Source organism: Pseudomonas sp. YY-1 (assembly GCF_002843095.1).
Taxonomy (GTDB): domain Bacteria; phylum Pseudomonadota; class Gammaproteobacteria; order Pseudomonadales; family Pseudomonadaceae; genus Aquipseudomonas; species Aquipseudomonas sediminis_A.
The window spans coordinates 281,621-302,581 of sequence record NZ_PJLX01000004.1; the positions used below are offsets into that span (position 1 = coordinate 281,621).

Below are 20,961 nucleotides of genomic sequence, written 5' to 3' on the forward strand. Positions count from 1 at the left end.
GCGGGCCGCAGCACCCTGCGGCCGGCCAGGAAAGTTTGCCAAGGAGTTCTCGATGCGCGTTCTGTTTGCCCTGTTGCTGATTGGCCTGACCTTGCCGGCCCTGGCAGACGATCACCTGCGCCTGTATCAGGCTGCCGGTTGGCCGCAACAGCGCGAACATTTCAACCAGGCACTCGACGCCGCCCAGCAGCGCTACCGCAGCACCCTGCCACCGGCGGTGTTCCAGGCCCTGGTAGATAACAGCAATCGCCGCTTCGCCGCTGCCGCCATCGACCAACGCGCGCAGCACAGTCTGGGCGTGGAACTGGCCAACCCGCAGCCGGCGCTGGCCTTCTTCGAATCCGAACTGGGGCGCAAGATCGTCGCCGCCGAAACGCTGGCCACGCGTCGCGACCAGTTGGCCAAGTACGAGAATGGCCTGCCGCGCACCGACGCGGATGCCACCCGGCGCCTGCTGATTCGCCATCTGGCGCAGGCACTGCCAGCCAAGGAAGCCGGCGCCGAAGTCAGCCTGGCGCTGGCCGGTGTGGCGGCCGACAGCCTCAGCCAGATGCTTCCCGGCCTGCTCGGTGGCGGCCAGGCCCAGGGGCTGCTCAATGGCCAGCGCGAACGCCTGATGACGCAGATCGAACAAGACCTCGACAACACCCTGCTGCATGTCTATCGCGAATTGAGCGACCCCGAGCTGGAGCAGTTCGTCGAATTCGCCCAGTCGGATGCGGGCAAAGCCTATTACCAGGCCGCCCTGCAGGCGCTGCGGGCCGGCCTTGCCGTGGGCATGAGCACCAACGAACTTGAGCCGGCGCCACAGGGCATCTAAGCCAGGCGCTCGCGCAGGAAATCGAAGTACCGCTGGCGCAGCCCCTCGTTCTCATTGGCCAGATGGTGACGTGCCTCTGTCAGGCGCAGGATCTGCGGCTGATCGAACTTGCTCTGCAGCACCTCGAGGTTGTAGCGCCAGTCCACCGTCATGTCCGCCTCCCCCTGAATGATCAGCGGGCTGTGCGCGCTGCGCCCGGCCGCCTCGATATGCGGCACCCACTTGGCCAACGCCCCCACCCAGGCCGTGGGCAAACTGCGTGGCTGCAGGGGGTCGAGGTTGTGCACGAAGTCGATGAAGGTGGCGTCGCTGGAGTTATCGCTGAAGCGCCGTGGAATTTCCCGGACGAACCGGCTGAGCACCCGATAGCTGAGTTTCGACCAGCCCCAGGCACGCGGTCGCACCAGCGGCGCCAGGAGAATGCTCTGCCCCAGCTCCGGCCGCTTGCCGTCCGCGAGCAGATAATCCAGCAGGATCGCCCCGCCGGTGCTCTGCCCGCACAGGTGCCAGGGCTGCGGCAGCCGCAGCTCGCTGGCCTGCTCGAACAAGCCGCCCAGCACCTGCTGATATTCGGCAAAGTCACCGATGCTGGCGCGCGCGCCGCTGGACAGTCCGTGCCCCGGCAGGTCGCAGGCGAGCACGGCGAAGTTCATGCTCAGCGCCCAGTCGACCACATGCCGGTACAAGCCCATATGGTCGTAATAGCCGTGCAACAGCAGCAGCGTGCCGCGCGGTTCGGCCGGCGCCCACAGCTGCACGGCGATCTGGTAGCCGGCGGCATTGAAGCTGCCGAGGCGGTTGTCCAACCCGGCAAAACGTGCAGCCAGGTCAAAACCGTAGAAGCTGCGGTACGCCTGCAGCGCCGGCAAGTCCAGACGCGCTGCGGCCAAGGGTCGCAGCAGGGGGCGCAATTGATCGGGCTGAAACGGCTCTGACATAGGGCTTTCCATAAGTTGCGCGAGGCGCGCGGTCGATACCGGCGCAATCGTCTCGAATGCTGCGATATTCAGCTGCCCGACGCATCGTGGCAAGCTACACGCCCTTTTTACCCCCGGCCCGCGCCATGCCCCGCCTGTCACGCAAGAACCTGCTCATCACCCTGCTCGCCCTGACCTGGCTGGCTGGCATGGTGCTGGCCTACCGCTGGTTCGAAACGCGTTACCTGCGCACCTTCGACGAACGCGCGGCGGTGTTCTCCGGCGCCGAACTGCAATTGCCCGACGAGCTGAGCGGCCCCGGTGCGATCCGCCTGGTGCATTTCTGGGACCCGGTCTGCCCATGCAATGTCGGCAACCAGCAGCACCTGGCCGAGCTGATCGAACACTACACGCCACAAGGCGTGCAATTTCACGTCGTCCAGAAGCCCGGCAGCCAGGGCCGCCTGCCCGCCGAACTGGCCGCGCTACAGGTCATTGACGAGCTGCCCGGCAGCGCCAACCTGCCAGCCAGCCCCGCCGTGGCGATCTGGGACAAACAGGGCCAGCTGGCCTACTTCGGCCCCTATAGCGAAGGCCTGGTCTGCAACTCGAGCAACAGCTTCATCGAACCCATACTCGAAGCGCTGGCGGCTGGGCGCAAGGTGAATGCCAGCAATACCCTGGCAGTGGGCTGCTTCTGCGAATGGGCCAAGCCGAGCAACGACTGACCTCGGGGGGGGGTTAGCCACGCTTCAGGTGAATCGAGAAACATCGCGCAGGTGGGGCGTCGCGTAACCCACCAGACGGTAGATCACCTTGCGCCGGCGGTGGGTTACGCCGCAGCTAATATGGCGAGTCGACTGATAAACGCAACAGGCGGCTAACCCACCCGGAAGCGCCTCAACCGCCAGTCGAGCCGTGGCGCGATACCAGACCACGTGGCGTGCCGCCCTGCCAGCGGCGAAACGCCCGATAGAACGGCGACAGTTCGGCAAAGCCGCAGGCCCGTGCCACTTCGCGCACACCAAGCCCCTGATCCAGCAGGCGCAGCGCACGCAGACGGCGCACTTCATCGTGCAATGCACGGAAGCTACTGCCCTGCTCGCTCAATGAGCGCTGCAAGGCGCTGCGATTGCTGCCTATGGCCAGCGCACAGGCCTCCAGACTGCAGGTAGCAGTGCCCAGGTTGACCTCCAGCCAATAGCGCACCCGCACCAGCAACTGGTTTTCCACCAAACCGGCCAACTGCTTCTCGGCTTCCTCACTGAGCACCTCGAACAGGCGCGGGCTGGCACTGCGCGAGGGCCGCGAGAGCAGCGCCCGCGGCAGGATCAGCACGTCGTGAGGCCGGGAGAAAAGCGGCTCGACACCGAGCAGGCGACGATGCTCAGCAAGCTTGCGCGGCGCACGATGGCGAAACTCCACTCCCAACAGCGGCAGCTCGCCGCCCGCGGACGCCAGCATTTTGCTCAGCAGCACGGCCAGACATTCCATCTGCTGACGCAACGAGCCCACCTCGCGGTAGTTGAGGTCGATCACCAGCCGCGCTGCATCGCCCTGCTCCTCCAGCCGCGCGGCAAAACCGCCGGAGAGGATGTGCTGGAAGCGCACGAAAGCCTGCAGGCCCTGGCGCAGATCACGCGCCGCCAACAGCAGGTAGCTGACCACGTCCATCGGCCGTGGCTGCATCACCTCACCCAGGTGCAGGCCGATGTCGACATCTCCGCTGATACCCTCCAGCGCCTGCCAGAAGCGCGGCGCGTTGTCGTGCTCCTCTCGCGCCTCCAGCAGCGGTGCCGCCAGCGCCACGCCGGCGTAGGCGCGGCGGTAGGTGTCGGTCGGGTCGAACCCCAGCGCGGCCAACGCCTCGTAGAGCAGGCGGCGCAAGGTCGAAGAATGCGTGAGGGCGACGAAGGCGTTATCGGGCATGAGGATTCCAGCAGGCTTTGACCATAGACTTTCAGCATCGAGGCATATGGTCAATGCCGACGCCAGGGCGCCCGCGCAAAATGCTCGCACGCTTGCCCCACAACAATAAGGATCGCTGGATGAAACGCTCCCTGACCGCCCTTGCCCTGCTGGTTGCCGCCGCAGCAGGCGGCCTGACCTGGTACCTGCACGACAAGCAACCGCAGCGCGATGGCGAGTTGGTACTCGCCGCCCTGCAGGCGCCGGTCACGGTCGACTACGACGAACGCGGCGTGCCGCACATCCGCGCCGAGAGCGAGGCAGACATGTACCGCGCTCTGGGTTTCGTGCACGCCCAGGATCGTCTGTTCCAGATGGAGCTGCTGCGGCGCCTGGCGCGCGGTGAACTGGCCGAAGTCCTCGGCGAAAAGCTGGTGCCCACTGACCGTCTGTTCCGTACCCTGGAAATCGGCCGCCATGCCGATGCCTATGCCGCTCGGCTGGATCCCAACAGCCCGTCCACCCAGGCGCTGCAGCACTATCTGGAAGGGGTCAACCAGTACCAGGCCAGCCGCCCACGGCCACTGGAGTTCGACCTGCTGGGCATCGAGCCGCGCCCGTTCACCGCAGCCGATACACTCAGCGTCGCCGGTTACATGGCCTACAGCTTCGCCGCAGCCCTGCGCACCGAACCGCTGATGACCCATATTCGTGACGAGCTGGGCGCGGACTATCTCAAGCTGTTCGACCTCGACTGGCATCCGCAGGGCGTGCTTGGCACCTCCCTGGCCGCCGGCGACTGGCAGGATCTTTCCGCCCTCGCCCAACTCAGCAACAGCGCTCTGGAGGGCACTGGCATGCCGCAATTCGAAGGCAGCAATGCCTGGGTGGTATCCGGCAGCCGCACCGCCAGTGGCAAACCGCTGCTGGCGGGCGACCCGCACATTCGCTTTTCGCTGCCGGCCGTCTGGTACGAAGCGCACCTGCAGGCGCCTGGTTACGAGCTGTATGGCTACCACCACGCACTGATTCCCAGCGCCATGCTTGGCCACAATCGTGACTTCGCCTGGAGCCTGACCATGTTCCAGAACGACGACCTCGACCTGATCGCCGAGCGCACCAATCCAGACAACCCCAATCAGGTCTGGTACCAGGGCAACTGGGTCGACCTCGAACAACGTACGGAGAGCATCAAGGTCAAGGGCGCCGAGCCGGTGCAGATCACCCTGCGCCGCTCGCCGCACGGGCCGATCATCAACGATGCCCTGGGCCAGACCAGCGGCAGCACGCCGATCGCCATGTGGTGGGCCTTCCTCGAAACCGATAACCCGATGCTCGACGCCTTCTACCAGTTGGGCCGCGCCGACAGCCTGGACAAGGCCCGCGCCGCCGTCGAGAAGATCGAGGCCCCCGGCCTCAACGTGCTCTGGGCCGGCGCCAGCGGAGACATCGCCTGGTGGGCCGCGGCCAAGCTGCCGCTGCGCCCGGATGGCGTCAACCCGACCTTCATCCTCGATGGCGCCAGCGCTGAAGCGGACAAACTCGGCTATCACCCTTTCAGCGACAACCCGCAGGAAGAGAACCCAGAGCGCGGCTATATCCTCTCGGCCAACTATCAGCCGGTACCGGCCAGCGGCATCGAGATTCCCGGCTACTACAACCTGCCCGATCGCGGTCAGCGCCTCAACCAGCGCCTGAGCGATGCCTCGGTGAAATGGAACACGCAAAACAGCCAGGCGCTGCAGCTGGACACCGGTACCGGCTATGGTCCGCGCTTGCTGGCGCCGATCCTCGACGAGCTGCGCGCAGCGGCGGCGAACGATGAGGAGCGCGCGCTGGTGGAGCAACTGGCCAAGTGGAATGGCGACCACGAGCTCGACTCCGTGGCCGCCACCTTGTTCAACCAGCTGACCTATCAGCTTGCCCACGAAGCCATGGCCGACGAGCTGGGCGAGGTGTTCTTCGACAGCCTGCTGCAGACCCGCGTGCTCGACACGGCCCTGCCGCGCCTGACCGCCAATGCCGATTCACCCTGGTGGAATCGTCAGGGTAGCGAGCAACGCGAGAGCCGCGCGCAGATCGTCGCAGAGGCCTGGCGTGCCAGCCTGGACCACCTGCGCAGCGTACTCGGTAATGATCCCGCCGCCTGGACCTGGGGCCGTGGTCATACCCTCACCCATAGTCACCCGCTTGGCCAACAGCAGCCGCTGGCCTGGCTGCTGAACGTTGGCCCGATGGCCGCTCCGGGCGGCCATGAGACGCCGAACAACCTGTCGCACAAGGTAGGGCCAGCGCCCTGGCCGGTGGTTTACGGCCCCTCGACCCGGCGTCTGGTCGACCTGGGTGACGCCGACAAGGCCCTGGGTGGTATTCCTGTTGGCCAGAGCGGCGTGCCGTTCGATGCCCACTATGGCGATCAGGCGACCGCCCACGTGGCGGGCGAATATCAGCGGCAGCACCTGAGCGACGCCGACGTCAAAGCCAACAGCCAGGGCACCCTGCAGCTACTGCAGCTACTGCCGCGCTAACAGCGGGAACACAGCGTGGTGCGCCAACGGTGCATCACGCTGCACGCTGGTGCACAGCGGCGCTGAAAATGGCGCCGCAGGCCCTCGCCCGATGGCCTCAACCCCGAAAAACCGCGACTTGCGGCGCTGGTAATAAAACTGGCACACGCCCTGCATAGGCTAAGGCAATCCCAGTTTCGGGGACCTTGGTACAGGCAGGCCGGGGAATCCCCTTCTTTATTCGACGCCACCGCGCGTCCTGTGTAACGCGCCATTGCTCGGCCAACGAGCACGGCGCCACCCGTTTCGGGGACCTTGGTACAGGCAGGCCGGGGAATCCCCTTCTTTATTTGGGACGCAGTGCCAGTCGTGCACGCCAACGTCCATCCTCTTGCGCACCGCGCCACTCCCCGTCCAGCGGACGGGGCGATACCAGCACCAGCAGCAGATCCCGCCCGTCGCGCTCCACCCGCCAGTTCACCAGGCCCAGCGGCAGTTTCAACTGCCCCTCGCGCACTTTCCCGTAGGCATCTTCGTAGCGATACACCAGAGTGCCGTCGACATGCTCGGCCTGGGCTTGCGGCTCACGGTTGAACCAGAGCTGCAACCCCTGCTCCCAAGCCTCGACATCCTCGATACGCAGGCGCGGCGGATCGAATACCCGGCCGATCATCATGCCGACGAGAAAGGCGATCAGCATCACCGATGCCATGAAACGCCAGCGCAAACGCGGCCGTGGATCTTCAGGCGGCGTAGAATGGCGCTCGTCCCAGCGCTCGGAGTGTTGCATGTTCCACGTCATCCTCTTTCAACCGGAAATTCCGCCCAATACCGGCAACATTATCAGGCTGTGCGCCAACAGCGGCTGCCAGCTGCATTTGATCGAGCCACTGGGCTTCGAGCTGGATGACAAACGGCTACGCCGCGCCGGCCTGGATTATCACGAATACGCCACGCTCAAGCGTCACCCGGACCTGCAGAGCTGCCTCGAAAGCCTCGACCACCCGCGCCTGTTCGCCTTCACCACCAAGGGTTCGCAACCGTTCCACGAGATCGCCTACCAGCCCGGCGACGCCTTCCTGTTCGGCCCGGAAAGCCGTGGCCTGCCAGAAGAGGTGCGCAACGCTCTGCCACCCGAGCAGCGCGTACGCCTGCCCATGCGCGCCGGTTGCCGCAGTCTGAATCTATCCAATACCGTGGCCGTCACCGTTTACGAGGCCTGGCGGCAGAACGGCTTCGCTGGCGCCGACTAAGGCCGCGAGCGGACACAAAAAAGCGCCCCGAGGGGCGCTTTTTCATACAACCGAGCCGCACTCAGTGAGCGGTGGTTTCGCCGGCTTGCTGCATGCGCTGCAGCTCTTGGGCGTACAGCGCGTCGAAGTTCACCGGCGACAGCATCAGGGCCGGGAACGAGCCACGGGTCACCAGGCTGTCCAGCGCTTCGCGAGCGTAAGGGAACAGGATGTTCGGGCAGAAGGCACCGAGGGTGTGGCTCATCGAGGCAGCGTCGAGGCCTTTGATCAGAAAGATGCCAGCCTGCTGCACTTCAGCGATGAAGGCGACTTCTTCGCCATTCTTCACGGTCACCGACAGGGTCAGCACCACTTCGTGGAAGTCGCCTTCCAGAGCTTTCTGGCGGGTGTTCAGGTCCAGGCCAACGCTCGGCGTCCACTCCTGGCGGAAGATTTCCGGGCTCTTCGGCGCTTCGAAGGACAGGTCCTTGACGTAGATGCGCTGCAGGGAGAATTGCGGATTCTGCGATTCGTCAGCGGCTGCGGCTGCGCCGCTGTTGGCTTGCTCGGTCATGGCGTTTGCCTTCCTTAACGTTGAGGTTTCAAGCGGGGCTCTGCAGCAGCGCATCGAGCTTGCCGGCGCGCTCCAGGGCATAGAGGTCGTCACAGCCACCCACATGGGTGCTGCCGATCCAGATTTGCGGCACCGAGGTGCGCCCGGCCTTGCGGGTCATCTCCGCGCGGATGGCCGGCTGGCCGTCGACGCGGATTTCCTCGAAGTCCACCCCTTTGCTGGCCAGCAGTTGCTTGGCACGCATGCAGTAGGGGCACCAATCGCTGGAGTAGACGACCACGCTGGCCATATCACTTCACCAGCGGCAGGTTGTCGCCACGCCAGGTGGCAATACCACCGGACAGCTTGGCAGCGGTGAAACCGGCCTTTTTCAGTTCGCGGGCGATGCTGCCGGCGTGCTGGCCCATGGCGTCGACCACGACAATGGTCTTGGCCTTGTGCTTCTCCAGCTCGGCGATGCGTGCCACCACCTTGTCGTAGGGGATGTGCAGGGAATCGACGATATGGCCGGCGGAGAAATCCTTCTGCGCACGCACGTCGAGCACCACGCCCTTGTCGCTGTTGACCAGCGCAGTAAGCTCGCGGCTCGACAGGCTCTGCCCGCCCTTGCGCATTTCGGTGACGATCAGCAACACCAGCAGAACGGCGAACATTCCACTCAGTACGTAGTGGTTGATGATGAATTCAATCAGGTTGGCGAACATCTATATGGCCCAGGACGGTAAAATGCCGGCCAGTATACACAGGCCCACAGGTCGGCCAAACCCCGTCTGGCAGTGACGCGCCAGGCGCTTGGCCCTAAAATGCCGGGCTGTTCCATTGCCCCCTCAGACGCAGAGCGAGCCAGTTTAATGAGTGCCACGCCAAAACCCTTGGTTCTGATCATCCTCGACGGCTTCGGTCACAGCGACAAACCCGAGTACAACGCCATCTACGCTGCCAACACGCCGGTGTACGACCGCCTGCGCGCCAACTACCCGCACGGCCTGATCTCCGGCAGCGGCATGGACGTCGGCCTGCCGGACGGGCAGATGGGCAACTCCGAAGTCGGCCACATGAACCTCGGCGCTGGCCGCGTGGTGTACCAGGACTTCACTCGCGTGACCAAGGCGATTCGTGACGGCGAGTTCTTCGACAACGCCACGATCAACCAGGCCGTGGACAAGGCCGTGGCCGCCGGCAAGGCCGTGCACATCCTCGGCCTGCTCTCCGATGGCGGCGTGCACAGCCATCAGGATCATATCGTCGCCATGGCCGAACTGGCCGCCAAGCGCGGTGCCGAGAAGATCTACCTGCACGCCTTCCTGGACGGCCGCGACACCCCACCGAAAAGCGCGCAGCCATCCATCGAATTGCTCGACGCAGCCTTCGCCCGTCTCAGCAAAGGCCGCATCGCCAGCCTCACCGGCCGCTACTTCGCCATGGACCGTGACAACCGCTGGGATCGCGTGCAGCAAGCCTACGAGCTGATCGTCGACGGCGCTGGCCAGTTCAACACCGCCACTGCCGTTGAAGGCCTGCAGGCCGCCTATGAGCGCGGCGAGAGCGACGAGTTCGTCAAGGCCACCACCGTCGGCACACCGGTACAGGTCGAGGACGGCGACGCCGTGGTGTTCATGAACTTCCGCGCCGACCGCGCCCGCGAGCTGACTCGCGCCTTCGTCGAGCCCGGCTTCAAGGAGTTCGAGCGCAAGCGCGCGCCGCAGGTCGGTTTCGTCATGCTCACCCAGTACGCGGCGAGCATAAAAGCGCCCAGCGCCTTCGCTCCGGAAGCGCTGACCAACGTACTCGGCGAATACCTGGCGAAGAACGGCAAGACCCAACTGCGCATCGCCGAGACAGAGAAATACGCCCACGTCACCTTCTTCTTCTCCGGCGGCCGCGAAGAGCCGTTCGAGGGTGAAGAGCGCATTCTGATTCCGTCGCCTAACGTCGCCACCTACGACCTGCAGCCAGAAATGAGCGCGCCGGCAGTCACCGACAAGATCGTCGATGCCATCGAAAATCAGCGCTATGACGTGATCATCGTCAACTACGCCAACGGCGACATGGTCGGCCATACCGGTGTGTTCGACGCCGCGGTCAAGGCTGTGGAAACCCTCGACAGCTGTGTCGGCCGCATCACCGAGGCGCTGGCGAAGGTCGGCGGCGAAGCGCTGATCACCGCCGATCACGGCAACGTCGAGCAGATGGAAGACGAGTGCACCGGCCAGGCGCACACCGCGCATACCTGCGAGCCGGTGCCATTCATCTACGTCGGCGAGCGTCCGGCACGCATCCGCGAAGGCGGTGTACTGGCCGACGTGGCGCCAACCCTGCTCAAGCTGATGGGCATGGAAAAACCAGCCGAAATGACCGGCAAGACCATCGTCGAGCTGCAGTAATCGACAGAAAACAAGAAACGCCCCGCGCCATCAGGCCTGGGGCGTTTTTTTTGCCCGGCAGCGCGGGCATACTAGGCCTCAATTCGCCCTCCGGTGTCGCCTCGCCCATGCTTCGCATCCTTGTCCTGATTCTGCTCAGCAGCCTGATCGCTCCGGCCATCGCCGACGAGCGTGCCGATACCCAGCGCCAGCTGGAAGCAGCACGCCAGGACGTGGCCGAGTTGCAGAAGCTGCTGAAAAAGCTGCAGGAGGAAAAATCCGGCGTGCAGCAGCAGTTGAAGAAGACCGAGACCGAGATGGGCGACCTGGAAGGCCAGGTCAAGGAACTGCAGCGCGAACTCAAGGGCAGCGAGCAGGAAATCCAGCGCCTGGATCAGGAGAAAAAAAAACTCCAGGGCGCGCGCACTGAACAGCAACGGCTAATCGCCATCCAGGCCCGCGCCGCCTATCAGAGCGGCCGCCAGGAGTACGTCAAGCTGCTGCTCAACCAGCAGAACCCGGAAAAATTCTCGCGCACCCTGACCTATTACGACTACCTCAGTCAGGCACGCCTCGAGCAGCTCGCTGCATTCAACGAGACTCTGCGCCAGCTGGCCAACGTCGAGCAGGAAATCACCAGCCACCAGGCCCAGTTGCAGGCGCAGAAGGCCGGCCTGGACGAACGTCACGCCAAGCTTGCCGAGGCGCGCAAGGAGCGCCAGCAGGCCCTGGCCAAACTCAACAGCGACTTCGCCACCCGTGACCAGCGACTCAAGGCGCGCCAGCAAGAGCAGGCCGAACTGGGCCGTGTGCTGAAGACTATCGAGGAAACCCTGGCCCGCCAGGCGCGTGAAGCAGAGGAAGCGCGCAAGCGCGCCCTGGCAGCACAACAGGCAGAACAGGCGCGGCCTGGCAGACAGCAGAGTAGCCAACCAAGCGGTCCGCTGGTGACGTCCGGCGCCATCTACGGCGGACCTTTCGCCAGCGCACGCGGCAAGCTGCCGTGGCCCGTCGATGGTCGATTGGTAGCACGCTACGGAACCCCACGTGGCGGCGACGCTCGTACTAAATGGGACGGCGTACTGATCGGCGCACCCGCCGGCAGCCAGGTACGCGCCGTGCATGGTGGTCGAGTGGTATTCGCCGACTGGTTGCGTGGCGCCGGTCTGTTGGTCATTCTCGACCATGGCAATGGTTATCTGAGCCTGTATGGCCACAACCAGAACCTGCTCAAGAGTGCCGGAGATGTGGTCAAAGCCGGCGAGCCCATCGCCACCGTTGGTAGCAGCGGTGGTCAGGATACATCGGCACTGTACTTCGCCATTCGCCAGAACGGTCGTCCGAGTGATCCGGCACAGTGGTGCCGCGCGCAGGGATAATCAGGTTGCAGCCTGGTGGCGCCTCATTTACCTAGGAGTTGTCTTCATGTCCCATCGCTTCCGCCCCACCTGCCTGGCCCTGGCCCTCGGGCTGCTGCTCGGCGCTCCAGCCCTGCACGCCGCCGAGCCAGCCCCCGCGCCAGCACCGGCGGCGAGCGGCAAGGCCCCTCTGCCGCTGGATGATCTGCGTACCTTCGCCGAGGTGATGGACCGCATCAAGGCCGCTTACGTCGAGCCAGTCAGCGACAAGACCCTGCTGGAAAATGCCATCAAGGGCATGCTCAGCAACCTCGACCCGCATTCGGCCTACCTCGAGCCGGAAGCCTTCGCCGAGCTGCAGGAAAGCACCAGCGGTGAATTCGGCGGCCTGGGCATCGAGGTCGGCATGGAGGACGGCTTCGTCAAGGTGGTTTCGCCCATCGACGACACGCCAGCCTCGAAAGCCGGCATCCAGCCTGGCGACCTGATCGTCAAGATCGACGGCCAGCCGACCAAGGGCCTGTCGATGATGGAAGCCGTGGACAAGATGCGCGGCAAGGCCGGCAGCAAGATCGAGCTGACTCTGGTGCGTGACGGCGGTCGCCCGTTCGAGCTGACCCTGACCCGTGCGGTGATCAAGGTGCGCAGCGTGAAGAGCCAGATGCTCGAAGACGGCTACGGCTATCTGCGCATCTCGCAATTCCAGGTCAACACCGGCGAGGAAGTGGGCAAGGCGCTGACCAAACTGCGCCAGGAAAACGGCAACAAGAAGCTGCGCGGCCTAGTCATGGACCTGCGCAACAACCCGGGCGGTGTGCTGCAGGCCGCTGTAGAAGTGACCGACCACTTCCTCAAGAGCGGCCTGATCGTCTACACCGAAGGCCGCCTGGCCAACTCCGAACTGCGTTTCAACGCCGACCCGGCCGATGCCAGCGAAGGTGTACCACTGGTGGTGCTGATCAACGGCGGCAGTGCCTCGGCTTCGGAAATCGTCGCTGGCGCCCTGCAGGACCACAAGCGCGCGGTACTGATGGGCACCGACAGCTTCGGCAAGGGCTCGGTGCAGACCGTGCTGCCGCTGAACAACGACCGCGCGCTGAAGCTGACCACGGCGCTGTACTTCACCCCCAACGGCCGCTCGATCCAGGCTCAGGGCATCATCCCTGACATCGAAGTAGCGCGCGCCAAGCTCACCCGCGAGCAGGACAGCGAGGGCATCAAGGAAGCGGATCTGCAGGGCCACCTGGGCAATGGCAACGGCGGCGCCGACCGTCCGAGCAAGGCCGCACAGGGAGCTCGCGCCGAGCGCCCGCAGGACGACGACTACCAGCTGAGCCAGGCGCTGAACCTGCTCAAGGGGCTGAGCGTCACACGCGGCAACTGAGGCGATACGGCAATACGAAAAAGCCCGGACAACTGTCCGGGCTTTTTCATGTCAACGCGCTTTGCGGCGACTTACACACCCCGTAGGGTGCGCCATGCGCACCGAGTCCGATGCCAGGGTCGGAGCTCTAGAGCCACAGAGGTTACAGATAGTTCTCGGTAATATCGTCGATGAAGCCTTCGCTGCGCAGCTCGTCCAAGGCCTTCTGCAGACGCTCGACCACCTCGTCCGGGGTGTCTTTGTTCAGCGCCAGATACAGCTCGGCCTCCCTGAAACGCAGCACGGTATTGAGGCCGGTGACGTCTTCCTGCTTGGCCAGATAACGGCCAACCGGGTCGGTAGTGGCCCACAGGTCGATTTGCCCACGCACCAGCTTCTTCACGTTCTCCTGATCACGCAGGGCGTTGATCGGCGCCAGGCCCTGGCTCTCCAGGTTCTGGCTGACGGCATCGTTCTTGTAGGCACCGATACGATACTTGGCCGCGTCCTGCAGACTCGACACCTTGATGTCGTTGCCCGGCGCAGCGAGCAATACCCAGCCGGTCTTGGCCAGCGGGCCAACCCACTTGAACAGCGGCTTGCGCTCCTCGGTGTAGGTGGTGGAGAACAGACCGTAGTTGGGTTTGTCCAGCGTCAGGCGATACAGGCGGTCCCAGGGGAAACGCAGGGTCAGGGTGTAGCCAATGCCGGCACGCTTGAACATCTCACGCACGATGTCGGCGCTGATGCCGTCGATGCCGTCGTCACGGGCGAAGTTCTTGTCGTCCACCGCCATGTTGAAGGGCGGGAAATTCTCGGTCAGCAGCACCACCTTGTAATCCTGCGGCAACTCCGCATGCGCGGAACCACAGAGCATGAACAAGGCGACAAACAGGCTTTTCTTCAGAGTATTCAGCATAAGACGTACCGCTCGCATGATTTTGGTTATGGCTAGCGACATCCTTGCATGGGCCCGAGCCCGATCATTGGCACTCAGTGGCTCTGCCATCCATGGCAAGCGACCGGCTCGTGGCCGGTCGCGTGTTCGGTGCTTACAGGTAGTTGTTCAGCGTCGCGTCGACGAAGCCTTCGCTGCGCATCTGATCCAGCGCCGCCTGCAGCTTGGCGACGATCTCGTCAGGCATTTCCTTGTTCAGCGCCAGGTACAGCTCGGCGCTGTCGAAGCGCAACACCGTGCGCAGGCCGGAGACACCTTCTTGCTTGGCCAGGTAGCGGCCAGCAGGGTCGCCCGTGGCCCAGAGGTCGATTTGCCCGGCCACCAGCTTGCGTGCATTTTCCTGGTCACGCAACGAGGTGCTGTGCTCCACGCCCTTGTCGGTCAGGTATTCGGAGATGGCATCGCCTTTATAGGCACCGATGCGATACTGCTTGGCCTCATCCAGGCTGGCCAGATTGATCGTACTGTCAGTCTTGGCCAGCAGTACCCAGTCGTCAGGTCCGATAGGGCCAACCCACTTGAACAGTTGCTCGCGCTCGGGCAGGCGCGCGGTAACGAACACGCCATAACCCGGTTTTTCCAGCGCCAACTTGTAGATGCGATCCCAGGGGAAACGCAGGGTCAGGTTGTACTTGACCCCGGCACGCTTGAACATCTCTCTGACCACATCCGCGGCAATGCCGTCGATATTGTCTTCCTGAGCGAAGTTCTTACCGTTGATCGCCATGTTGTAGGGCGGGAAGTTCTCGGTAAGCAGCACCACGGTGTAGTTCGGGTCCACTTCGGCGCGCACCGCACCAGCGAGCACCATAAGGGTGCCAGCGAACGCGGTCAGCAGACGTTTGAACATGGTATTTCTCTTTCTGTGAAAAGGCAGACCGCGTCAGGATAACCGCCGTGCCCTCCCCGGCACAGCGATTACTGGCAGTTTGCCTCAGTAGCGCGCCTCGATACTCTTCAGCGCACCCTCGGCTCGCAGCGAATCCAGTGCACTTTGCAACTTCTGCACCAGCTCGTCAGAGGTCTGCAGGTTGAGCGCCAGGTAGAGATCGGCAGTATGCAGCTTCTGCACCATCTTGAGGTTCTCCACGCCCTCCTGGCGCGCGACGAAACGCCCCGCCTGATCAGAAGTGACCCACAGATCGATCTGCTCGCGCTCCAGCTTGCGCACGTTCTCGGTATCACGCAGCGCCGTTTGCACCTCTATGCCCTTGTCGAGCAAAAACCGAGTCTTGGCATCGCCCTTGTAGCCACCAATGCGGTAGCGCTGGGCATCCTCCAGCGAGCCCAGCTGGATGGCGCTGTCACTCTTGGCGAACAGCACCCAATCGTTGCTCGCGATCGGCCCGACCCACTTGAACAGCTTTTCACGCTCGGCCGTGCGCGCCGTCGAGAACAAGCCATAGCCGGCATCATCCAGAGTCTGCTGGTAAACGCGTTGCCAGGGGAAGCGCAGGATCAGTTTGCAATCGACTTCGGCTCGCTCGCAGACGGCGCGCAGGATATCGGCACTGATACCGGTAACGTTGTCGTCACGTGCGAAGTTGTTGCCACCGGCCGACATGTTGAACGGCGGCAGGTTCTCTGTAAGCAATACCAGCGACTCTGCACGCGCAAGGCTCAGACCGCAGGTGAGGGCCAGGATGGTCACGAATCGAAGAAGGAACATGCAGACTCCGTGTCGAAAATGTTCAGCAAAAGATGACCCTCCGCAATCGCGGGAGCCAAGGATTCAGGGATGTGAAGTCAATGGTAGTTAGATCGCTGGCACTTTGCCGTCGACTCGCCCGCAGCTTTGCCCGAAAGCAGCGTCATTCGGGCGATACGTGGCGCTCAGAGCCCCTTGCGGCCCGAGCGCCACATACCGATCAGCGCACCACGATACCGCGACTGGCCAGGTAGGCCTTGGCCTCGGGCACGGTGTACTCGCCGAAGTGGAAGATGCTCGCGGCCAGCACGGCATCGGCCTTGCCTTCGAGGATGCCGTCGGCCAGATGCTGCAGGTTGCCGACGCCACCGGAGGCGATCACCGGTACGCGCACGGCCTCACTGATGGCGCGGGTCACGCCCAGGTCGTAGCCGCTCTTGACGCCGTCCTGATCCATGCTGGTGAGCAGGATCTCACCGGCGCCCAGCTCTTCCATCTTGCGCGCCCACATCACGGCATCCAGGCCGGTCGGTTTGCGCCCGCCATGGGTGAAGATTTCCCAGCGGCCCGGCTCGCCCGGCGCAGACACGCGCTTGGCGTCGATGGCGACGACGATGCACTGCGAGCCGAAACGTGCAGCGGCTTCACCGACGAACTCAGGGTTGAATACGGCGGCAGTGTTGATCGACACCTTGTCGGCGCCGGCATTGAGCAGGTTGCGAATGTCCTGCACGGTGCGCACGCCGCCACCGACGGTCAGCGGGATGAACACCTGGCTGGCCATGCGCTCGACGGTGTGCAGGGTGGTGTCGCGGCCATCGACGCTGGCGGTGATGTCGAGGAAGGTAATCTCATCGGCGCCCTGCTCATCGTAGCGACGAGCGATTTCCACCGGGTCACCGGCATCGCGGATGTTCTCGAACTTGACGCCCTTGACCACGCGGCCGTTGTCCACGTCGAGGCAAGGAATGATGCGTTTGGCCAGTGCCATTTCGACTTCTCTCGTAGGGTGCGCCGCGCGCACCAATGAACCGTCAGCGGTGCGCACTGCGCACCCTACCCATTAACCCTTGAAGTTGTCGCAGAAGGCCTGCGCCTCGGCCACATCCAGGGTGCCTTCGTAGATGGCACGGCCAGTGATAGCGCCGATGATGCCGGGCGAACGCGCCAGCAGCAGCTTCTCGATATCGCCGAGGTTGTGGATACCACCGGAAGCGATCACAGGGATGCGGCTGGCGGCAGCCAGTGCAGCAGTGGCTTCGACGTTGCAGCCCTGCATCATGCCGTCTTTGGCGATGTCGGTATAAACGATGGCGGACACACCGTCAGCTTCGAAGCGCTTGGCCAGGTCGGTCGCCTGCACGCTGGACACTTCCGCCCAGCCGTCAGTGGCGACGAAACCGTCCTTGGCATCCAGACCCACGATCACCTTGCCAGGGAAGGCCTTGCACGCTTCGGCGACGAACTCGGGCTCTTTGACGGCCTTGGTGCCAATGATCACGTAGCTGACGCCGGCGCGCACGTAGTGCTCGATGGTCTCCAGGGTACGGATGCCGCCGCCGATCTGGATCGGCAGGGTCGGATAGCGCTTGGCGATGGCGGTGACCACTTCACCGTTGACCGGCTGGCCTTCGAAAGCGCCGTTGAGATCGACCAGGTGCAGACGGCGGCAACCGCCCTCGACCCACTTGGCGGCCATGCTCACCGGGTCATCGGAGAACACCGTGGAGTCTTCCATACGGCCCTGACGCAAACGCACGCAAGCGCCGTCCTTCAGATCGATAGCGGGGATAATCAGCATCGGTTGAACCTGCTCAAGTTTGAATTTGGTAAGGCGCTCAGCTCTTCTCGAGCGCCCAGAGGTCGCTCTCGATGCTTTCGAACCTGTCTTTCAGGTGCGCCTGCACATCGAGAATCGCCTTGTTGTAATAGTGCGGCGCCAGCTCGCGAGTGATCTGGTCGAGGACCTCCTGCACTTCGAAGGTGCCCAGCTGCAACTCGAAACGCTCATCGAGAAAGCGCTGCAGCATCAGCAACGCGGCCTGCTCATGGGCGGGCTCGAGCGCAAGACTGGGGACCTTGGCGCGAGCCATTACCAGCGACCATCCCAGGCGGCGAAGTTCTGCAGCAACTGCAGGCCGTGGGTATGGCTCTTCTCCGGGTGGAACTGCACGGCGAAGCGCGAGCCTTCGGCCAGCGCCGCGGCGAAGTCCTTGCCATAGTGACCGCGACCGACCACCTGCTGCGGCTTGCCGGCTTCGATGTAATAGCTGTGCACGAAGTAGAAGCGCGCGTGGTCGGGAATGTCGTGCCACAGCGGGTGTTTCACCGCCTGCGCCACTTCGTTCCAGCCCATGTGCGGCACCTTCAGGCGCTCGCCTTCCTCGGCCAGGTCCTTGCCGAAGAAGCGTACCTGGCCGGGAAACAGACCGATGCAATCGACGCCGTCGTTCTCCTCGCTGCGCTCGAGCAGCGCCTGCATACCGACGCAGATACCGAGGAACGGACGATCTGCGCTGACTTCACGCACCAACTCGTCGAAACCCAGGCGCTTGATCTCGGCCATGCAGTCGCGGATCGCGCCGACACCGGGGAACACCACACGGTCGGCCTCGCGAATCACCTTGGCGTCCGAGGTCACCAGCACGCGGCCGGCGCCGACGTGCTCTAGCGCCTTGGCCACCGAGTGCAGGTTGCCCATGCCATAGTCGATTACGGCTACCGTCTGCATTTACAGGCAGCCCTTGGTCGACGGCATCTGCCCGGCCATGCGCGGGTCCAGCTCGACAGCCATGCGCAGCGCGCGGCCGAAGGCCTTGAACACGGTCTCGATCTGGTGGTGGGTGTTGTGCCCACGCAGGTTGTCGATGTGCAGGCTGACCAGCGCGTGGTTGACGAAGCCCTGGAAGAACTCCTGGAACAGATCGACATCGAAGTTGCCAACCACCGCGCGGGTGAACGGCACGTGCATCTGCAGGCCCGGGCGACCAGAGAAGTCGATCACCACGCGCGACAGCGCTTCGTCCAGCGGCACATAGGAATGGCCGTAACGAGTCATGCCCTTCTTGTCGCCAATGGCCTTGTTGAAGGCCTGGCCGAGGGTAATGCCGACGTCCTCGACGGTGTGGTGGTCGTCGATATGCAGATCGCCCTTGCACTCGATATCGAGGTCGATCAGACCATGACGGGCGATCTGGTCGAGCATGTGCTCGAGAAAGGGCACACCAATATCGAAACGCGCCTTACCGGTGCCATCCAGGTTGATCGAGACCTTGACCTGGGTCTCCAGGGTGTTGCGCTCGACGAATGCCGTACGTTCGGCCATCACCAGCTCCACGAATTACTAACGGAAAAAGGCCAGCATTATAGGCGTGCCGGGGCGGCAACGGCTACCGGCGATGGTCGGACGGGCAGAAACGAAAAAGCCCGCGCAGGCGCGAGGCCTGAGCGGGCTTTTCCACAAGCACGGCGTTACTGGAACAGCACGAGCGTCTTCTGCAGGGTGATCCACACACCCCAGGCCAACGGAACCCCCACCACCAGCCAGGCGAAGGCTGCCACCGGCTTGCTCGACGGATCAGCCGACCACTCCAGCTCGCTCGCTGCCGGCGCCGACTTCTCGCCATGGGCGCGCTCGGCGGCCAGCTCGGCCTCGGTCATGAAGTACTTCGGCGCCACCGGACGTACCAGGGCGTTGCAGATGAAGCCCAGCACCAGCAGACCGGCAAGGATGTACAGGGTGATGTCGTAGGCCGCAGCCTTCTCCACACCGATGCTCAGCTGGTACTCGCGCAGGTAGTTGACCAGCACCGGGCCGAGCACACCAGCCACCGCCCAGGCAGTCAGCAGGCGACCATGGATCGCGCCGACCATCTGCGTACCGAACAAATCGGCCAGGTAGGCCGGCACGGTAGCGAAGCCGCCGCCGTACATCGACAGGATGATGCAGAACGCCAGCACGAACAGCGCCAGGCTACCCAGTTGACCGAGCATCGGCACCGAAGCGTAGAGCGCGAAGCCCAGACCGAAGAACACGAAGTAGGTGCCCTTGCGCCCGATGAAGTCCGAGCAGGAAGCCCAGAAGAAGCGGCCGCCGATATTGAACAGGCTGAGCAGACCGGTGAAGCCCGCTGCGATGGCGGCGATCTCGACCAGCTGCGCGGAGCTGAGTTCGTTGAATGCCAGGTCGACACCGATCAGCTTGCCGGCGAAGACTTCCTGCAGCAGCGGCGAGGCCATGCCGATGATGCCGATACCGGCCGACACGTTCAGGCACAGTACGGCCCAGACCAGCCAGAACTGCGGGGTTTTCCACGCGGTATTAACGTGCACGTGACCCTTGGTGATCATCGCGTTGTTGGCCTTGGCTGCCGGCGCGGTCCAGCCCGCCGGTTTCCAGCCGGTCGGCGGCACACGGTAGGACAGCGCGCCGCCCATCATGAAGATGAAGTAGATCACCGCCATGACCACGAAGCTCTGCCACACACCGACACCTTCAGGCGAAGCGAAGTGGTTCATCAGCATCGCTGCCAGCGGCGCACCGACCATCGCACCGCCACCGAAACCCATGATCGCCATACCGGTGGCCATGCCGCGCTTGTCCGGGAACCACTTGATAAGGGTCGAAACCGGCGAGATGTAGCCCAGGCCGAGACCGATACCGCCGATTACCCCCGAGCCCAGCCACAGCAGCCAGATCTGGTGGCTATAGATACCCAACGCGGAAATCAGCAGACCGCCGCACCAGCACAGCGCGGAAACCACACCAGCCTTGCGCGGGCCAGCGTGCTCCAGCCAGCCACCCCAGATGGCAGCCGAGCAGCCGAGGAAAACGAAGAACAGGGTATAGATCCAGCCGAGCATGGAGATCTGCCAGTCGCAGTTGCTGGCGAAGATCTGCTCGAAGAAGCCCATTTCCGGGGCACAAGCCGTGGCAGCGGTGATACCGACCGCCTTGGAGAGCGGCAGCCAGAATACCGAGAAGCCGTAGGCCATACCGATACACAGGTGAATGGCGAGAGCGGCTGGCGGAACCAGCCAACGGTTGAAACCGGGGCGCGCGATGATGCGTTCCTTGGACAGGAATGCCGGCTTCGCAGCAGCACCATCCAATGCAAAGGCGTCAGTCATAGGTAAGTCTCTTCTTATTGATTACGAGCAAGCAAGGGCAATAGCGCCAGCTCGACGAGGCAAAAGCTTGCGCAGAGTAGCACCAGGGCGCGACAAATCGCCGCGCAAGAAGTCAATTTTTATCAATTTATGCAGATTTTTTGCTTTTTACGCAAAAACTCAAAAGATCTCATCTATTGCGTG

At 63.6% G+C, this 20,961-nt stretch carries 22 protein-coding genes; 7 read left to right on the forward strand and 15 right to left on the reverse strand.

Translation table 11 applies throughout. The features are described 5' to 3' along the window. Positions 1 to 52 precede the first annotated feature (52 nt). Positions 53 to 820 carry a hypothetical protein gene (locus CXP40_RS08175; protein ID WP_106733367.1) on the forward strand — a complete coding sequence of 256 codons (768 nt, stop codon included), beginning with the start codon at positions 53 to 55 and terminating at the stop codon, positions 818 to 820. Here the strand turns inward: CXP40_RS08175 and CXP40_RS08180 are convergent. After that, entirely contained in the window at positions 817 to 1,758 is a 942-nt protein-coding gene (locus tag CXP40_RS08180; protein WP_106733368.1) for an alpha/beta hydrolase, read from the reverse strand. The genes CXP40_RS08175 and CXP40_RS08180 overlap by 4 nt on opposite strands. Before the next feature lie 125 nt (positions 1,759 to 1,883). Between CXP40_RS08180 and CXP40_RS08185 the strand changes: the two genes are divergently transcribed. Beyond that, positions 1,884 to 2,465, forward strand: coding sequence for a DUF6436 domain-containing protein (locus CXP40_RS08185; RefSeq protein WP_106733369.1), 582 nt, complete (start codon positions 1,884 to 1,886; stop codon positions 2,463 to 2,465). A gap of 172 nt (positions 2,466 to 2,637) precedes the next feature. Here CXP40_RS08185 and CXP40_RS08190 read toward each other — a convergent pair whose 3' ends face one another. Beyond that, positions 2,638 to 3,666, reverse strand: a complete 1,029-nt coding sequence (locus CXP40_RS08190; protein WP_106733370.1) for an AraC family transcriptional regulator — start codon at positions 3,664 to 3,666, stop codon at positions 2,638 to 2,640. A 119-nt stretch (positions 3,667 to 3,785) separates the two neighbouring features. Between CXP40_RS08190 and CXP40_RS08195 the strand changes: the two genes are divergently transcribed. After that, on the forward strand, positions 3,786 to 6,173 hold the full coding sequence (locus tag CXP40_RS08195; RefSeq protein ID WP_177429641.1) for a penicillin acylase family protein: 2,388 nt from the start codon (positions 3,786 to 3,788) through the stop codon (positions 6,171 to 6,173). Between the two features lie 325 nt (positions 6,174 to 6,498). Here CXP40_RS08195 and CXP40_RS08200 read toward each other — a convergent pair whose 3' ends face one another. Further along, positions 6,499 to 6,942 (reverse strand): hypothetical protein, encoded by a 444-nt coding sequence (locus CXP40_RS08200; RefSeq protein ID WP_106733372.1) that lies wholly within the window; start codon positions 6,940 to 6,942, stop codon positions 6,499 to 6,501. Between CXP40_RS08200 and trmL the strand changes: the two genes are divergently transcribed. Continuing rightward, positions 6,941 to 7,405, forward strand: coding sequence for a tRNA (uridine(34)/cytosine(34)/5-carboxymethylaminomethyluridine(34)-2'-O)-methyltransferase TrmL (trmL, locus tag CXP40_RS08205; RefSeq protein ID WP_106733373.1), 465 nt, complete (start codon positions 6,941 to 6,943; stop codon positions 7,403 to 7,405). The two genes, CXP40_RS08200 and trmL, sit on opposite strands and share 2 nt — an antisense overlap. A gap of 61 nt (positions 7,406 to 7,466) precedes the next feature. On the opposite strand, the gene secB is transcribed toward trmL, so the two are convergent. From secB to CXP40_RS08220, 3 genes are read right to left on the reverse strand one after another with little or no spacing between them, the layout of a single operon-like run. Further along, on the reverse strand, positions 7,467 to 7,958 hold the full coding sequence (gene secB / locus CXP40_RS08210) for a protein-export chaperone SecB (RefSeq protein ID WP_106733374.1): 492 nt from the start codon (positions 7,956 to 7,958) through the stop codon (positions 7,467 to 7,469). A gap of 28 nt (positions 7,959 to 7,986) precedes the next feature. Continuing rightward, positions 7,987 to 8,247: a glutaredoxin 3 gene (grxC, locus tag CXP40_RS08215; protein ID WP_037002286.1), complete on the reverse strand. Its 261-nt coding sequence runs from the start codon at positions 8,245 to 8,247 to the stop codon at positions 7,987 to 7,989. Between the two features lies 1 nt (position 8,248). Continuing rightward, entirely contained in the window at positions 8,249 to 8,662 is a 414-nt protein-coding gene (locus tag CXP40_RS08220) for a rhodanese-like domain-containing protein (RefSeq protein WP_106733375.1), read from the reverse strand. A gap of 147 nt (positions 8,663 to 8,809) precedes the next feature. Between CXP40_RS08220 and gpmI the strand changes: the two genes are divergently transcribed. The 3 genes from gpmI (at position 8,810) to CXP40_RS08235 (ending at position 13,063) form a co-directional block, all read left to right on the forward strand. Then, the gene (gene gpmI, locus CXP40_RS08225; protein WP_106733376.1) at positions 8,810 to 10,342 is read left to right on the forward strand and encodes a 2,3-bisphosphoglycerate-independent phosphoglycerate mutase; all 1,533 of its coding nucleotides are present in this window, start codon (positions 8,810 to 8,812) and stop codon (positions 10,340 to 10,342) included. A 107-nt stretch (positions 10,343 to 10,449) separates the two neighbouring features. Then, positions 10,450 to 11,700 carry a murein hydrolase activator EnvC gene (locus CXP40_RS08230; RefSeq protein WP_106733377.1) on the forward strand — a complete coding sequence of 417 codons (1,251 nt, stop codon included), beginning with the start codon at positions 10,450 to 10,452 and terminating at the stop codon, positions 11,698 to 11,700. Positions 11,701 to 11,746: 46 nt separating this feature from the next. Continuing rightward, positions 11,747 to 13,063 carry a S41 family peptidase gene (locus CXP40_RS08235; RefSeq protein ID WP_106733378.1) on the forward strand — a complete coding sequence of 439 codons (1,317 nt, stop codon included), beginning with the start codon at positions 11,747 to 11,749 and terminating at the stop codon, positions 13,061 to 13,063. Positions 13,064 to 13,205: 142 nt separating this feature from the next. Here the strand turns inward: CXP40_RS08235 and CXP40_RS08240 are convergent, their stop codons facing one another. The 9 genes from CXP40_RS08240 to CXP40_RS08280 all read right to left on the reverse strand — a co-directional run bounded on the left by CXP40_RS08240 (position 13,206) and on the right by CXP40_RS08280 (position 20,778). Further along, positions 13,206 to 13,961, reverse strand: a complete 756-nt coding sequence (locus CXP40_RS08240; RefSeq protein WP_106733379.1) for an ABC transporter substrate-binding protein — start codon at positions 13,959 to 13,961, stop codon at positions 13,206 to 13,208. A gap of 133 nt (positions 13,962 to 14,094) precedes the next feature. Then, entirely contained in the window at positions 14,095 to 14,850 is a 756-nt protein-coding gene (locus tag CXP40_RS08245) for an ABC transporter substrate-binding protein (RefSeq protein WP_106733380.1), read from the reverse strand. An 84-nt stretch (positions 14,851 to 14,934) separates the two neighbouring features. Then, positions 14,935 to 15,669 carry an ABC transporter substrate-binding protein gene (locus CXP40_RS08250; RefSeq protein WP_106733381.1) on the reverse strand — a complete coding sequence of 245 codons (735 nt, stop codon included), beginning with the start codon at positions 15,667 to 15,669 and terminating at the stop codon, positions 14,935 to 14,937. A 199-nt stretch (positions 15,670 to 15,868) separates the two neighbouring features. Beyond that, positions 15,869 to 16,639: an imidazole glycerol phosphate synthase subunit HisF gene (gene hisF / locus CXP40_RS08255; protein ID WP_106733382.1), complete on the reverse strand. Its 771-nt coding sequence runs from the start codon at positions 16,637 to 16,639 to the stop codon at positions 15,869 to 15,871. A 72-nt stretch (positions 16,640 to 16,711) separates the two neighbouring features. Continuing rightward, positions 16,712 to 17,449, reverse strand: coding sequence for a 1-(5-phosphoribosyl)-5-[(5-phosphoribosylamino)methylideneamino]imidazole-4-carboxamide isomerase (gene hisA, locus CXP40_RS08260; protein WP_099526025.1), 738 nt, complete (start codon positions 17,447 to 17,449; stop codon positions 16,712 to 16,714). Positions 17,450 to 17,486: 37 nt separating this feature from the next. Then, on the reverse strand, positions 17,487 to 17,741 hold the full coding sequence (locus CXP40_RS08265; protein ID WP_106733383.1) for a DUF2164 domain-containing protein: 255 nt from the start codon (positions 17,739 to 17,741) through the stop codon (positions 17,487 to 17,489). Next, positions 17,741 to 18,379 (reverse strand): imidazole glycerol phosphate synthase subunit HisH, encoded by a 639-nt coding sequence (gene hisH / locus CXP40_RS08270; protein ID WP_099526027.1) that lies wholly within the window; start codon positions 18,377 to 18,379, stop codon positions 17,741 to 17,743. The genes CXP40_RS08265 and hisH overlap by 1 nt, the downstream gene beginning before the upstream one ends. Then, entirely contained in the window at positions 18,380 to 18,973 is a 594-nt protein-coding gene (hisB, locus tag CXP40_RS08275) for an imidazoleglycerol-phosphate dehydratase HisB (protein ID WP_106733384.1), read from the reverse strand. A 146-nt stretch (positions 18,974 to 19,119) separates the two neighbouring features. Then, positions 19,120 to 20,778, reverse strand: coding sequence for an OFA family MFS transporter (locus CXP40_RS08280; protein WP_106733385.1), 1,659 nt, complete (start codon positions 20,776 to 20,778; stop codon positions 19,120 to 19,122). Between the last annotated feature and the right edge of the window lie 183 nt (positions 20,779 to 20,961).

Excerpts from the sequence above, each read along its gene's own strand:
- CXP40_RS08220 (WP_106733375.1), bottom strand. The coding sequence starts at position 8,662 with ATGTTCGCCAACCTGATTGAATTCATCATCAACCACTACGTACTGAGT.
- CXP40_RS08250 (WP_106733381.1), bottom strand. The coding sequence starts at position 15,669 with ATGTTCCTTCTTCGATTCGTGACCATCCTGGCCCTCACCTGCGGTCTG.
- CXP40_RS08265 (WP_106733383.1), bottom strand. The coding sequence starts at position 17,741 with ATGGCTCGCGCCAAGGTCCCCAGTCTTGCGCTCGAGCCCGCCCATGAG.
- CXP40_RS08190 (WP_106733370.1), bottom strand. The coding sequence starts at position 3,666 with ATGCCCGATAACGCCTTCGTCGCCCTCACGCATTCTTCGACCTTGCGC.
- CXP40_RS08235 (WP_106733378.1), top strand. The coding sequence starts at position 11,747 with ATGTCCCATCGCTTCCGCCCCACCTGCCTGGCCCTGGCCCTCGGGCTG.
- grxC (WP_037002286.1), bottom strand. The coding sequence starts at position 8,247 with ATGGCCAGCGTGGTCGTCTACTCCAGCGATTGGTGCCCCTACTGCATG.
- hisB (WP_106733384.1), bottom strand. The coding sequence starts at position 18,973 with ATGGCCGAACGTACGGCATTCGTCGAGCGCAACACCCTGGAGACCCAG.
- secB (WP_106733374.1), bottom strand. The coding sequence starts at position 7,958 with ATGACCGAGCAAGCCAACAGCGGCGCAGCCGCAGCCGCTGACGAATCG.
- CXP40_RS08240 (WP_106733379.1), bottom strand. The coding sequence starts at position 13,961 with ATGCTGAATACTCTGAAGAAAAGCCTGTTTGTCGCCTTGTTCATGCTC.
- CXP40_RS08200 (WP_106733372.1), bottom strand. The coding sequence starts at position 6,942 with ATGCAACACTCCGAGCGCTGGGACGAGCGCCATTCTACGCCGCCTGAA.
- trmL (WP_106733373.1), top strand. The coding sequence starts at position 6,941 with ATGTTCCACGTCATCCTCTTTCAACCGGAAATTCCGCCCAATACCGGC.
- CXP40_RS08195 (WP_177429641.1), top strand. The coding sequence starts at position 3,786 with ATGAAACGCTCCCTGACCGCCCTTGCCCTGCTGGTTGCCGCCGCAGCA.
- CXP40_RS08230 (WP_106733377.1), top strand. The coding sequence starts at position 10,450 with ATGCTTCGCATCCTTGTCCTGATTCTGCTCAGCAGCCTGATCGCTCCG.
- CXP40_RS08185 (WP_106733369.1), top strand. The coding sequence starts at position 1,884 with ATGCCCCGCCTGTCACGCAAGAACCTGCTCATCACCCTGCTCGCCCTG.
- CXP40_RS08245 (WP_106733380.1), bottom strand. The coding sequence starts at position 14,850 with ATGTTCAAACGTCTGCTGACCGCGTTCGCTGGCACCCTTATGGTGCTC.
- hisA (WP_099526025.1), bottom strand. The coding sequence starts at position 17,449 with ATGCTGATTATCCCCGCTATCGATCTGAAGGACGGCGCTTGCGTGCGT.
- gpmI (WP_106733376.1), top strand. The coding sequence starts at position 8,810 with ATGAGTGCCACGCCAAAACCCTTGGTTCTGATCATCCTCGACGGCTTC.
- CXP40_RS08175 (WP_106733367.1), top strand. The coding sequence starts at position 53 with ATGCGCGTTCTGTTTGCCCTGTTGCTGATTGGCCTGACCTTGCCGGCC.
- hisH (WP_099526027.1), bottom strand. The coding sequence starts at position 18,379 with ATGCAGACGGTAGCCGTAATCGACTATGGCATGGGCAACCTGCACTCG.
- CXP40_RS08280 (WP_106733385.1), bottom strand. The coding sequence starts at position 20,778 with ATGACTGACGCCTTTGCATTGGATGGTGCTGCTGCGAAGCCGGCATTC.
- CXP40_RS08180 (WP_106733368.1), bottom strand. The coding sequence starts at position 1,758 with ATGTCAGAGCCGTTTCAGCCCGATCAATTGCGCCCCCTGCTGCGACCC.
- hisF (WP_106733382.1), bottom strand. The coding sequence starts at position 16,639 with ATGGCACTGGCCAAACGCATCATTCCTTGCCTCGACGTGGACAACGGC.